Genomic DNA, 12,036 nt, shown 5'->3' with positions numbered 1-12,036 from the left:
GACCGGAGCGGGCCCCCCGAGTGCACGAAAGTGCGCCTCGGGGGGCCATTTCGCCCGCTCGGTCCTGCCGGATCGAGAACCGATCAGCTTCCGGTGTGCTCCGCGTACTGGGCGGCGGTGAGCAGCTCGCCCGCGCCGGTCACCTCGACCTTGAACAGCCAGCCCTTGCCGTACGGGTCCTGGTTGACGATCTCCGGGTTGTCCACGGCCTCGGTGTTCACCTCGGCGACCGTGCCGCTCACCGGGGAGTAGAGCTCGGACACCGACTTGGTGGACTCGATCTCGCCCACCACGGAGCCCGCCTCGATGGTGGCGCCCACCTCGGGCAGCTCCAGGTAGACGACGTCGCCGAGCGCCTCGGCCGCGACGTCGGTCACGCCGATGACGGCGGGGGTGGACTGGTCCAGCCACTCGTGCTCGGTGGTGTACTGCAGGTTCTCGGGGAAGTCAGCCATGACAGCTCCTTGCGTGTTAGGTCAGTTCTGAGGACGACGGTAGAACGGCATCGGCACCACCACGAACGGTTCGGCCCGCCCGCGCACGTCGACGGCGAGCTCGGTGCCCTCGGCCGACACCTCGGGCGTCACGTAGGCCATCGCGATCGGGTAACCGAGCGTGGGCGACGGCGCGCCGGACGTCACGCGCCCGACGACGGCGCCCACCTCGGTGCCGACGCCGCGCTGCACCACGTCGTAGTCCGCACGCGCGGGGCGACGCCCCTCGCCGCGCAGCCCGACGAGCACCCGCGCTGGCGCCGACTCCTTGCGCGCGGCCAGCGCGTCCCGGCCGACGAACGGGATCGGTGTACCGTCCTCGGTCGCCTTGTCGAGCCGCACCACGCGGCCCATCCCTGCCTCGAACGGCGTCGTCGTGGTGTCGAGCTCATGGCCGTAGAGCGGCATCCCGGCCTCGAGCCGCAGCGAGTCGCGGGCCGAGAGGCCGGCCGGGACCAGCCCGAGGGGCTCGCCCGCGGCGAGCAGGGCCCGCCAGAGCGCGACGGCCCGGTCGGCGGAGACCCAGAGCTCGAACCCGTCCTCGCCGGTGTAGCCGGTGCGGCCCACGAGCAGCGGCTCGCCCTGGAACCGCATGCCCATGCACGCGTAGTACTTGAGGTCGGCGAACGCGGTGCCGCCCGAGATCTCGGCGTCCTCCACGAGGCCCTCGGTGGCGAGCATGATCTCGACGGCCCGCGGACCCTGCACCGCGATCAGCGCCTGGCCCGGCTGGACGTCCTTCAGCACCACGTCGAACCCGGCGGTGCGCTCCTGCATCTTGCCCAGCACCAGCTCGGCGTTGGCGGCGTTCGCGATGACCGAGTACGCGCCGGGGGCGTCGTGATAGACGATCAGGTCGTCCAGCACGCTGCCGTCCTCAGCGCAGATCATCGAGTAGCGCGCGCCCATCTCGCGGACCTTCGAGATGTAGCCGACGAGGGCGTGGTCGAGGAACGCCGCGGCGTCCGGCCCCGTCACGTTGATGTTGCCCATGTGCGACAGGTCGAACAGGCCGGCGGCGTCGCGCACGGCCCGGTGCTCGGCCAGGTCGGACGTGTAGCGCAGCGGCATGAGCCAGCCGCCGAACGGCGTCATCGAGGCGCCGAGCGCCACGTGCTCGTCGTACAGCGGGGTCTTCTTGTCGGTCACTGCTGTTCCCATCTGTCGGCCACTCACTCGGCAAATGCTTCGACCGGCGGGCACGAGCACACCAGGTTGCGGTCGCCCTTGGCCCCGTCGATCCGGCGCACCGGCGGCCAGTACTTGTTCCCGCGGAGCGACGCCACGGGGAACGCGGCCAGCTCGCGCGAGTACGGCTTGGTCCACTCGTCCGTCATGACCGACGCCGCGGTGTGCGGCGCACCGCGCAGCGGCGAGTCCTCGGCGGTCCAGCGGCCGGCCGCGACGGCGTCGATCTCACCGCGGATGGCGATCATCGCGTCGACGAACCGGTCGAGCTCGGCGAGGTCCTCCGACTCCGTGGGCTCCACCATGAGCGTGCCCGGCACCGGGAACGCGAGCGTGGGGGCGTGGAAGCCGTAGTCCATGAGGCGCTTGGAGACGTCCTCCGCGGTCACGCCCGTCTCGGCCGTGATCTTGCGCAGGTCGAGGATGCACTCGTGCGCCACCAGGCCGTTCGGGCCGGTGTAGAGCACGGGGAAGTGCGGGTCGAGCCGGCTCGCCACGTAGTTCGCGGTGAGGACGGCGGCCTTGGTCGCCTCGGTCAGCCCGTCCGGCCCCATGAGGGCCACGTAGGCGTACGAGATCGGCAGGATGCCGGCGGAGCCGTAACGCGTCGAGGCCACGGGGATGCCCGCCGCCCCGGCCTCGCCGGACCCGAGACCCGGCGTCGGGTCGCCCGGGAGGAAGGGCACGAGGTGCTCGGCCACCGCGACCGGGCCCACGCCCGGGCCGCCGCCGCCGTGCGGGATGCAGAACGTCTTGTGCAGGTTCAGGTGCGAGACGTCGCCGCCGAACTCGCCCGGCTTGGCGAGGCCCACCAGGGCGTTCAGGTTGGCACCGTCGATGTACACCTGGCCGCCGGCCTCGTGCACCAGGTCGCAGACCTCGCGCACGTGCTCCTCGTACACGCCGTGCGTGGACGGGTACGTGATCATGATGCCCGCGACCTGGGGGCCGTGCTGGTCGAGCTTGGCGCGCAGGTCGTCGAGCAGGATCTCGCCGTCGTCCGCCGTGGACACCACGACGACGCGCAGGCCCGCGAGCGCTGCCGAGGCCGCGTTGGTGCCGTGGGCGGACGCCGGGATGAGCACGATGTCGCGGTGCTCCTCGCCGCGGGAGGCGTGGTAGCCCTTGATCGCGAGCAGGCCGGCGAACTCGCCCTGGCTGCCCGCGTTGGGCTGCACGGAGACGGCGGCGTAGCCGGTGATCTCGGCGAGCTGGCTCTCGAGCGCGGTGACCAGCTCGGTGTAGCCCTGGGTCTGGTCGACCGGGGCGTAGGGGTGGATGTCCGCGAAGCCGGGCCACGAGATGGCCTCCATCTCGGCGGTCGCGTTGAGCTTCATGGTGCAGGAGCCCAGCGGGATCATCGTGCGGTCGAGCGCCAGGTCCTTGTCCGAGAGCTTGCGCAGGTAGCGGAGCATGCTGGTCTCGGAGCGGTGCTGGTGGAAGATCGGGTGTTCCAGGAACTTGGTCGTTCGGGTCACCTCCGCGGAGAAGTCGGCGAACGCTCGCGCGGGAGCGTTCACGGGCGCCAGGGCGCCCTCCACTTCGGGAAGGGATACTCCCGCGCGAGCATTCGCCGACTTCTCCGCTCCCTGCACCGTGTCGGCTTCTGCGGTGGGGGTCCGCTCCAGGCCCAGGGTGGTGAGGACGGAGGTGGCGACTGCTGCGACGTCCTGGGCAGTGGTGGTCTCGTCCGTGCTGATCTGGACGTGGTCGGCGTCCGGGACGTAGAGGTTGTAGCCCGCGTCGGCCGCCGCCGCCGCGATCTCGACGGCGTTGCCCGGGACGACGGCGCGGACCGTGTCGAAGAAGGTGGTGTGTTCGATCTCGACGCCCGCGGTGCTCAGTGCTGCCGCCAGGTCTGCCGCGTGGGTGTGGACTCGGGTGGCGATCGCCTTGAGGCCCTCCGGGCCGTGGTAGACCGCGTACATGCTGGCCACGATGGCCAGCAGGGCCTGCGCGGTGCAGATGTTGCTCGTGGCCTTCTCGCGGCGGATGTGCTGCTCGCGGGTGGCGAGCGCCAGGCGGTAGCCCGCGGCGCCGTCGACGTCGATCGAGACGCCGACCAGGCGGCCGGGGAGCTGGCGCTCCAGGCCCTTCTTCACGGCCATGTAGGCGGCGTGCGGGCCGCCGTAGAACAGCGGGACGCCGAAGCGCTGCGCGGAGCCCACCGAGATGTCGGCGCCGAGCTCGCCGGGGCTGGCCAGGAGCGTCAGGGCGAGCAGGTCGGTGGCGACGGTGACGAGCGCGCCGGCGGCCTTGGCCTCGGCGATCACGCCGCGGGCGTCGAGCACGCGGCCGGAGGCGCCGGCCTGCTGCAGCACGAGGCCCACGAGCTGGCCGTCCGGCAGTTCGGCGGGCAGGCCCGCCTGCAGGCCGTTCGAGAGGTCCGCGACCACGACGGGGAGGCCGATCGCCTCGGCGCGGCCCCGGGCCACGGCGAGCGACTGCCCGAACAGGTCGGCGTCCAGGACGACGTAGCCCTCCTTGGCCCGCGAGGCGCGCCACATCAGGGCGACGGCCTCGGCCACGGCGCTGGCCTCGTCGAGCAGGGAGGCGTTCGCGATCTCGAGGCCCGTGAGGTCCTCGACCGCGGTCTGGAAGTTGAGCAGCGCCTCGAGGCGGCCCTGGCTGATCTCCGGCTGGTACGGCGTGTAGGCCGTGTACCAGGCGGGCGACTCGAGCACGTTGCGGCGGATGACGGCGGGCGTGTGCGTGCCGTAGAAGCCCTGCCCGATCATCTGGGTCTTGACCTGGTTCTTCCCCGCGAGCTCGCGGAGGTGGGCGAGCACCTCGGCCTCCGTGCGGGCGGCCGGTAGGTTCAGCGGCGCCTGGCTGCGGATCGCCTTGGGGACGGCCCGGTCGACGAGGGTGTCCATCGTGTCGATGCCGAGCTGGTCCAGCATGGTGCGGACCTCGCGGCCGCGCGGGCCGAGATGCCGGTCGGCAAAGACGTCGGGGTTGTGGGGCGTGCTCACGGCGGGCTCCTGGCTGTCCGAGGGCGTGGGGACGACTGCGGTCCCTCCCCGCTCTGTCATCCGACACCCTGCCCACCCGGGCATGCGTCTACCTGAGAGTTTTGCCGGTCCGTCGTGCTCCGACCGGAATCCGGGAGGAGGGCGGGACGCGCCGGCTTGCACCGTCGGTGGAGCCTCCGCACCGGTTGCCCGATCGCGGCCGCTCGCTTTCCAGAGTTGCCTCACCGTGGCGGTACGGGGGCCTGAGAGATTCCCGGGGAGGAAATTGCTCCTTCGGCGCCGGTTCGCGCGGCGTCTGGACGACGACGGCGCGGGGCCGGACTCTCCCGCCGCGGTTCTGGCGGCACGGTCCTGGTCGACTGAGCGAACCAGAGCCGTTGAAGATGTTCAGTTATGCGGACATCGTAGCGGCGCGGGCAGTGTCCCGGAGAATGCCGCGGGCGGCTCAGGCCGATTTCGCTCCGTACACCACGAGGCCACGCGCACGCGCCTTCGCCGCGAGCTGTACATCGAAGGTCGCTAGTGGCAGACCCAGCCGATCGGCAGTCGCCAGGACCACTGCGTCGGGCATGCGCAGACCAAGCGCTCGTGCGGCCGCCATCTGGATGGCGGTCGGACCGTCGCTGGGCGCGACCTCCACGAAGCCCGCCCGCCAGAGAACCTTCTCGAGGCGCAGCACCTCCTCCAGTCCAGCGTCCCTGGCAGGCCCGGCATACACCTCAGCCAGCGTCAGCCGATGCAAGCACTTGGCCTCATCGACGTGCTGTCGGAGGAGCGCCATCGCCGCACCGTGAACGGCGTTCGCCGGCGCAACGGCTGAGATCACGATATTGGCATCGACAACGATCCCCTGGCTCACTCCGGCCATCCATCACGGACCTCGTCGAGATACCCGTCCGGGTAGTAGCCAGCAAACTGGGAGAGCTCATCGAGCGCTGCCATCCGCTCATGTCGCGAACCCTCGATCTCGCGAGCGTGCTCCACCACCATGGTTGCGATCAGCTGGCCTCCGTCCAGGCCGGTCGTCGCGCGGCCGACATCCATCGCATGCGCTAGCGCGCCTGTCTCAGTGACCATGATTCGTCGCTTCGTCGTGGGCATGCACCCAGTGTTGCACTAGGGAACCCCCAGTGCAACACCCGGCTCAGGTACAGACGGCGTGCTGTGCACCTCGACCCGCCGCACCATCGTCAGCCGCTCCAGCGTGCGGACCAGCGACAGCGCCAGCCGCGCGCCCGCGCGGAACCGGAGCTGCACGTGGTTCGCGCTCCCCGGGCCGGTCGACACGGCGTCGACCGTGACACCGCGCGTGGAGAACACGCTGGTCAGCGTGGCGACGACGCAGACCTCGTCGGCGCCGCGCACCTCGGCGTCGACCTCCCACGTCCGGACGTCGGCACCGGCCGCGGACGGCACTGCGGCAGCCATGCCCACCACCGGATCGGCACCGGCGGGAGCGATGCCCAGGCCGTCGAGCATGGCGTCGATCATGCGTCCGGAGGCGGCGAGCGCGGCGGCCTCGTCGTCGGCCAACGGGTCGAGGACCACACGGCTCCAGCCCTCCGGACCCAGGATCACCGGGACGCCGAGCACGCGGCCGGGGCTGGTCGACCCGTCGATCCGCACCTCGTCCTCGAGTGCGACCTGACCGGCGACCACGATCTCGCGGCCGTCCAGCAGCGTGGCGATCATGTCGACCGTCGCGGCGGCCGTGCCGGCCGGGGTCTTGGCGCCGCTCTGGTGGGTCATCACGGGCCGGGCGACGACGCGCACGTCCGGGGGCCAGGTGTCGACCAGGGCGAACGCCTCGGCGACGTCCCGGGCCGCCACCGCGTCGAGCTGCACCCTGGCCTCGGCCAGCTCGTCCGCGTAGGTGTCGAGCGTGCGGCCACGGCGCAGGTCCGCGACGGCGGCCTGCCGCTCGGCGACGTCGAGCCCGGCGATCCGCACGGTCGACCACAGCGGGACCGCCCGCTCCCCGTGCTGACCCGCGACGAACCCGGACACGCGCGCCCGGCGCACACCGAGCGACAGCGCGATCTCCCGCTGGAACCGCAGGGTGTCGAGCCAGGCGCCCATGCCGATCACCCGGTGCCTGCCGAGCGCATCGGCGAACACCGCCACGCCGACCTCGACCGGGTTCGAGACGACGATCACGACCTCGCGGCCCGAACCGTGCTTGCGCAGCGCCGCCGCGTGCTGCTCGAAGACCTGCTTGTTCGCGGCGGCCAGCTTTCTGCGGTCGGTGTCCGAGCCGACCTCGGCGGCGGCGGTGAGGCCCGCCGCGACCACGACGATGTCCGCCACCACGTCGGTCGGCGCGAGGGCGACGTCGATCAGGGGCGCGCGCTCGTCGAACGCGTCCATCAGGTCGGTGCGCAGCCCGTGGACCGCGCTGGCGCTGCGCCCGTCCGGTCGGCCCACGAGCTGGAGACGTGAGGTCGGGGACAGCACGCCGTGTGCGATGAGCTGTGTGCAGACCTGACGGCCCACGTCCCCCGTGGCCCCGAGTACGGCGACGTCCATGCGCAGGAGCCTACGTCGACGGAAGTGCACGGAATCGCCGGCAGGGCGGGCGCTACCCCAGGTCGATCTCCCGGGCCGCCACGACCATCTCGTCCACCACGGCCCGGACGATCGGGCCCGGCTCGTGCCGGTTCTGCCGGTGCCGCACCACGAGCCGCCGCGAGCCGAGCCCGGCGAGCGCCACCACGGCGACGCCGTCCGGCACCTCCTGCTGGAGGGCCAGGGCCGGCAGCATCGCGACGCCCTGGCCGGCGGCGACGAGGGAGATCGCGGTGTCGAAGTCGTTGTAGGCGTGGCGCGTCTCGAACGTCGTGCCGAGCTGCGCGGCGAGCCGGCTCGCGGCGCGCTCGGCCGCCGACCCGGCCTGCGGGCCCACCCATGTGAGAGTGGCGAGGTCGTCCAGCCGCTCGGGCTCGGGCAGGCTGGTGGGGACCACGATGCGCCACGGCTCGTCGAGCAGCGGCACGTCGTGCGCACCGCGCGGGGCCGGCGCGTCGACGGCGACGTCGCGCTCCAGCACCACCGCGTCCAGGTCGCCGGCGCGCAGCCGGCGCACGGAGTCGGTCGGGTCGTGCTCCTGCACGTCGACCTCGATGTGCGGGTGCCGTTCCGCGAGCGAGACGAGCATCGGCGCGACGACGGTACGGATCGCCGTCTGGATGGACCCGACGGAGATCCGGCCCGTGAGCTCACCCTCCAGGGCTGCCACGGCCTGCCGCGCCTGGACGAGCTCCGCCTCGATGCGCTCGGCCGCGTCGGCGAGCACCCGGCCGGCGGGCGTGAGCGTCACGCCGCGCGGCCCCCTGTCCAGCACGTCGATACCCTCTTCTGCCTCCAACCGGGCGATCTGCTGGGACACGGCGGACGGCGTCACGTGCAGCAGGTCGGCCGCCGCCAGCACCCCGCCGGCGCGATGCACGGCCAGGAGGAAAGCGAGTCTTCGCGGGTCAGTGGCCATGTAGCGATGCTACATCCCGGAGTCACAAACATTCGATTGTGCTGAAGGCGCAAGTGGCTCATGATTGATCCTGGCAGCGGCCGGACCCAGCTCCTCCCGGACCGTCGGCCACCCCTCCCCCATGGATACCGGTTCTCGGTCTCCGCCACATCCTCGAATCGTTTCGAGCAGTTTCCTCAGGAGTTCCTCATGTCCCTCATGCTGGTCGTCACCGTCCTCGGCTGGGTTGGCGCCATCGCCGGCCTCGTGGCCTATGCCATGGTCAGCCGCGGGCGCTGGAGCGCCGATTCCCTCGCGTTCCAGGGCACCAACATGCTGGCGGCCGGGACCCTGCTCACCGTGGCCGCGGCGAACGGCATCTGGCCGTCCGCCGCGTCGAACATGGCCGCCATCCTGATCGGCGTGAACGCCGTGTACACCGTGGTGCGGGCCAAGAGGCGCGCCGCGAAGGAGGCGGCCGCGCTGCGGGTCGTCGAGGACGCCGTCGACACGGTGCCGGACCACGTCCCGGACCACCTCGCCGACCACGCACCCGCGGCACGGTCCGCGGTCAGCTACCGCGCGTTCGCCGAGGCCGCCTGACGGGCTGAGCCCCGTCCCCGCGCCGCGGGATCCGGTGTCTCCCCCCGGATCCCGCGGCGCGCTCCCGTTGCACCGCGGGCGGGATGTGGTGCGCTGGAGCCATGAGACCGCGCATCCGACAGGTGGTGCTCGACACCACGGACGCCCGCGCCCTCGCCGAGTTCTACCGGGAGCTGTTCGGGCTCACCTACCGCACCGGCGACGAGGCCCCGGCGGACGGTGAACCCGACCCGAACGGCAACGACTGGCTCGTGCTGCACGACGACGACGGGGCACACCTGGCGTTCCAGCAGGTGTACGACCTGCCGCGCTCGACCTGGCCGGAGTCCGGCATCCCCCAGCAGCTCCACCTCGACACGACGGTGCCCGACCTCGACTCCCTCGCCGAGGCACGCGACCACGCCCTCGCGCTCGGCGCGACCCTGCTCTACGACCGGTCGGACGATCCGGAGGAACCCCTCTACGTCTTCGGCGACCCGATGGGCCACCCCTTCTGCGTCTTCGTCGGCTGACCGGCCGCGCGGCGTCACGCCGTCGGGCGGGGGAACGTCACGTCCACGACCAGCGCGCGGTGGTCCGAGACCCCCGTGTCCACGACCCGGCCCTCGGCACTGATCCGCCCGTCCGGGAGGTCGCCGTCCGGCCCCGCACCCTGCGGCATGCCCTCGTCCAGGAGGACGTGGTCGATCTGGAACCGCGGGTCGTGCCGGGGGAACGTGTCACCCGTCGCGAGGGGGCGCCAGCCGGTGCGGTCGGCGGGCACCGATCCCCGCAGGTTGAAGTCGCCCAGCAGGATCAGGGGGCGCCGCAGCCCGACGAGCCGACGGCGCAGGTGGTCCACCTGACGTTCCGCGTGCCGCTCGCCCGGGGTGCCCCGGCGGTAGCCGGCGGCGCGCCGGGCCATCCCGCCCGCCCAGCTCACGGCGGAGAACCGGTACACGCTCAGGTGTGTGCACACGACGGTGACCGGACCGGACGGCGCGTCGATCCGGGCCGCGAGCGCCACCCGCGGCTCGTCGGTGCCGAGCTGCACGCGGCCCCACACCCACGGCGTCGCGGGCGGCAGCAGGATCGTGTGCCAGCTCAGGACGGGGTACCGGGACAGCAGCGCGATGCCGTAGCCAGGTGCGTCGGCCCGCTCCGCCCGGCGGGCGCGGCGTCGGATGCCGGGGTAGCGGAACGGGCCGGCGAGCGCCGGCCGGAACCGGTGGTCGGCGGCGCCCATCGCCGCCGCGCAGAGTGCCGCCTGGTCCGCTCCCCCGGACCGCACCTGCCCCTGGTCGACCTCCTGCAGGCCCACGACGTCGGCGTCGAGCGCGGCGACGGCGCGGGCCAGGCAGTCGTTGTCGACGCGGCCGTCCGGGCCGAGGCCGTGCTGGACGTTGAACGTGGCGATGCGCACGTGTCGATCCTGTCCTCGGCGTGCGGCGGGCGCCACCCCGGCTCGCGGGTGCCGTGGCCGGACCTTCCGTGGCGACCGTGTCACCGCGTGGAGCGACGGTGTGTTCCCCCGACCCGAGGGATCGGGTGCGCGCCAGTGGCTCGCCGAGGGCACCGTCGCCCCGACGCTCGACCGCGGCTGACGGGCAGCCCCGTCCGGCCGCGGCCCGACGCGGACCGGGTCAGAGGTCGCCGGGAGCGATCGGGGCGGTCAGGAACGCGTCGATCGCCTCGCGGGTGGGGAACACCGTCACGCCCGGCCCGGAGAACAGGTGCACCAGCGTCAGGGCGATGTCCCGCACGGCGATGTTCGCCGCGTTCGACGCCTCGCGGAGCAGGTCGAAGGCCGCGTCCTCGTCGGCGCCGTAGACCACCATCAGCACGCCCTTGGCCTGCTCGATCACCGCGCGGCGTTCCGCCGACGCCCGGATCGAGACGGTCGCGTCGCGGGCCGCCGCCTCCCGCTGCGATTCGGTGACGTCGATGAAGTACCCGAACAGCTCGGTCACCCGGCCGGTCTCGGGATCGCGCCGGCCCTGTCCGGTCACCGCGAGGGTCCGCGTCTCCCCGGAGGCGTCGAGGATCCGGTGCACCGAGCTGAAGGGCTGGCCGGTCTCGGCCGCCTCCCGCAGCACGCCGTCCACGCGGGCGCGGTCGTCGGGGTGCTTGTGGGACAGCATCAGGGGCGTCGTCGGCACGATCTGGCCCGGCTCGAAGCCGTGCATCTCGTACACCTCGTCGGACCATGCCCACTCACCCGTGGCCAGGTCCAGCCGGTACCGGCCGACCGGTGACGCCTTGCCGCCGGCGAGCACTTGCTCGACGCCGTCCACGATCGTGGACTCGCCGGGAGTCGGTGCAGAGTTCACGAAACTCCTTGCAGGGTGATGTTCCGGGCCTGGTGGGACAGAGAGTACGGGATGTGCGGGCCGCCGAAGCACGGGCTAGCGTGAACAGTGGTCGAGGACGATCGTGTCGGCCGAGACATCGCACGACGATGGAGGACGGCATGAGCCAGAACCAGGCGTTCCCACCGCAGCAGCAGAATCCGCCGGGCGCCACGGACCAGATGGTCCCCGCACCCGATCACGGCGAGACCAGCTACGTCGGCAGCGAGAAGCTCCTGGGCCGGAAGGCCCTGGTGACCGGCGGCGACTCGGGCATCGGGCGCGCGGTCGCCATCGCGTTCGCCCGCGAGGGCGCCGACGTCGCCGTGTCGTACCTGCCCGAGGAGGAGCACGACGCACGGGCGACGGCGGAGTGGGTGCGCGGGGCGGGGCGCCAGTGCGCGCTGCTGCCGGGTGACCTGCGGGACGAGCCGACGGCGCGCGGCATCGCGCACCGGGCGGCCGGTGAGCTGGGCGGCATCGACGTGCTGGTGAACAACGCGGGCTACCAGATGGCGCGCCGCACGTCGGTCGCGGACGTGACCACCGAGGAGCTCGACCGCGTGGTGAAGACCAACCTGTACGCCCTGTTCTGGGTGACGCAGGCGGCGCTCGGGCACATGGGCGAGGGCGGCTCGATCATCAACAACTCCTCGATCCAGGCCTACCAGCCGTCCACCTCGCTGCTCGACTACGCGGCCACCAAGGCCGCGATCAACAACATCACCGTGAACCTCGCCGCCGAGCTGGGGCCGCGCGGCATCCGGGTGAACGCCGTGGCGCCCGGGCCGATCTGGACGCCGCTGCAACCCGCGACCCAGCCGGAGGAGAAGATCACGTCGTTCGGCGCCGACACCCCGCTGGGCCGGGCCGGGCAGCCCGCCGAGGTGGCGCCGGCGTTCGTCTTCCTGGCGTCGCCGACCACGGCGTCGTACGTGTCCGGGACGGTGCTCGGCGTGACGGGCGGCAAGCCCGTGTTCTAGGAG

General features: G+C 72.5%; 12 protein-coding genes and 1 riboswitch. Of the genes, 3 read left to right on the top strand and 9 right to left on the bottom strand.

Annotated elements, in window-relative coordinates:
• Positions 1–83: 83 nt before the first annotated feature.
• The 7 genes from gcvH to ACIPN7_RS01370 all read right to left on the bottom strand — a co-directional run bounded on the left by gcvH (position 84) and on the right by ACIPN7_RS01370 (position 8,141).
• Complete coding sequence (gene gcvH, locus ACIPN7_RS01400) at positions 84–455, bottom strand: glycine cleavage system protein GcvH (protein WP_400537234.1); 372 nt, start codon at positions 453–455, stop codon at positions 84–86.
• Positions 456–476: 21 nt separating this feature from the next.
• On the bottom strand, positions 477–1,655 hold the full coding sequence (gene gcvT / locus ACIPN7_RS01395) for a glycine cleavage system aminomethyltransferase GcvT (protein WP_400537232.1): 1,179 nt from the start codon (positions 1,653–1,655) through the stop codon (positions 477–479).
• Between the two features lie 11 nt (positions 1,656–1,666).
• Complete coding sequence (gcvPB, locus tag ACIPN7_RS01390; protein ID WP_400537230.1) at positions 1,667–4,717, bottom strand: aminomethyl-transferring glycine dehydrogenase subunit GcvPB; 3,051 nt, start codon at positions 4,715–4,717, stop codon at positions 1,667–1,669.
• A 160-nt stretch (positions 4,718–4,877) separates the two neighbouring features.
• Positions 4,878–4,996, bottom strand: a riboswitch (glycine riboswitch).
• Positions 4,997–5,102: 106 nt separating this feature from the next.
• A complete protein-coding gene (locus tag ACIPN7_RS01385) occupies positions 5,103–5,516 on the bottom strand; it encodes a type II toxin-antitoxin system VapC family toxin (RefSeq protein ID WP_400537228.1) in 414 nt (137 codons plus the stop codon).
• On the bottom strand, positions 5,513–5,758 hold the full coding sequence (locus ACIPN7_RS01380; RefSeq protein ID WP_400537226.1) for a hypothetical protein: 246 nt from the start codon (positions 5,756–5,758) through the stop codon (positions 5,513–5,515). The genes ACIPN7_RS01385 and ACIPN7_RS01380 overlap by 4 nt, the downstream gene beginning before the upstream one ends.
• Positions 5,759–5,773: 15 nt before the next feature.
• Entirely contained in the window at positions 5,774–7,183 is a 1,410-nt protein-coding gene (locus ACIPN7_RS01375; RefSeq protein WP_400537224.1) for a lactate dehydrogenase, read from the bottom strand.
• Between the two features lie 52 nt (positions 7,184–7,235).
• Positions 7,236–8,141 (bottom strand): LysR family transcriptional regulator, encoded by a 906-nt coding sequence (locus ACIPN7_RS01370; RefSeq protein ID WP_285100610.1) that lies wholly within the window; start codon positions 8,139–8,141, stop codon positions 7,236–7,238.
• A 189-nt stretch (positions 8,142–8,330) separates the two neighbouring features.
• Here ACIPN7_RS01370 and ACIPN7_RS01365 point away from each other — a divergent pair, with 189 nt between their 5' ends.
• Positions 8,331–8,723 (top strand): hypothetical protein, encoded by a 393-nt coding sequence (locus tag ACIPN7_RS01365; protein ID WP_400537222.1) that lies wholly within the window; start codon positions 8,331–8,333, stop codon positions 8,721–8,723.
• Positions 8,724–8,824: 101 nt separating this feature from the next.
• Positions 8,825–9,235 (top strand): VOC family protein, encoded by a 411-nt coding sequence (locus ACIPN7_RS01360; protein ID WP_400537220.1) that lies wholly within the window; start codon positions 8,825–8,827, stop codon positions 9,233–9,235.
• Between the two features lie 14 nt (positions 9,236–9,249).
• Here the strand turns inward: ACIPN7_RS01360 and ACIPN7_RS01355 are convergent, their stop codons facing one another.
• Both ACIPN7_RS01355 and ACIPN7_RS01350 read right to left on the bottom strand, forming a co-directional pair.
• Positions 9,250–10,125, bottom strand: a complete 876-nt coding sequence (locus tag ACIPN7_RS01355) for an endonuclease/exonuclease/phosphatase family protein (RefSeq protein WP_400537218.1) — start codon at positions 10,123–10,125, stop codon at positions 9,250–9,252.
• Positions 10,126–10,345: 220 nt separating this feature from the next.
• A complete protein-coding gene (locus ACIPN7_RS01350) occupies positions 10,346–11,032 on the bottom strand; it encodes a PAS and ANTAR domain-containing protein (RefSeq protein WP_400537216.1) in 687 nt (228 codons plus the stop codon).
• Positions 11,033–11,172: 140 nt separating this feature from the next.
• Here ACIPN7_RS01350 and ACIPN7_RS01345 point away from each other — a divergent pair, with 140 nt between their 5' ends.
• Positions 11,173–12,033, top strand: coding sequence for an SDR family oxidoreductase (locus ACIPN7_RS01345; RefSeq protein ID WP_400537214.1), 861 nt, complete (start codon positions 11,173–11,175; stop codon positions 12,031–12,033).
• Positions 12,034–12,036 lie beyond the last annotated feature (3 nt).

Source organism: Promicromonospora sp. NPDC090134 (genome assembly GCF_044746965.1).
Classification (GTDB): Bacteria; Actinomycetota; Actinomycetes; order Actinomycetales; family Cellulomonadaceae; genus Promicromonospora.
This window is presented reverse-complemented; position numbering and strand designations above follow the sequence as displayed.

Coding starts and splice junctions, on each gene's coding strand:
- gcvH (WP_400537234.1), bottom strand. CDS start 455: ATGGCTGACTTCCCCGAGAACCTGCAGTACACCACCGAGCACGAGTGG.
- gcvT (WP_400537232.1), bottom strand. CDS start 1,655: ATGGGAACAGCAGTGACCGACAAGAAGACCCCGCTGTACGACGAGCAC.
- gcvPB (WP_400537230.1), bottom strand. CDS start 4,717: ATGACAGAGCGGGGAGGGACCGCAGTCGTCCCCACGCCCTCGGACAGC.
- ACIPN7_RS01380 (WP_400537226.1), bottom strand. CDS start 5,758: ATGCCCACGACGAAGCGACGAATCATGGTCACTGAGACAGGCGCGCTA.
- ACIPN7_RS01375 (WP_400537224.1), bottom strand. CDS start 7,183: ATGGACGTCGCCGTACTCGGGGCCACGGGGGACGTGGGCCGTCAGGTC.
- ACIPN7_RS01370 (WP_285100610.1), bottom strand. CDS start 8,141: ATGGCCACTGACCCGCGAAGACTCGCTTTCCTCCTGGCCGTGCATCGC.
- ACIPN7_RS01365 (WP_400537222.1), top strand. CDS start 8,331: ATGTCCCTCATGCTGGTCGTCACCGTCCTCGGCTGGGTTGGCGCCATC.
- ACIPN7_RS01360 (WP_400537220.1), top strand. CDS start 8,825: ATGAGACCGCGCATCCGACAGGTGGTGCTCGACACCACGGACGCCCGC.
- ACIPN7_RS01345 (WP_400537214.1), top strand. CDS start 11,173: ATGAGCCAGAACCAGGCGTTCCCACCGCAGCAGCAGAATCCGCCGGGC.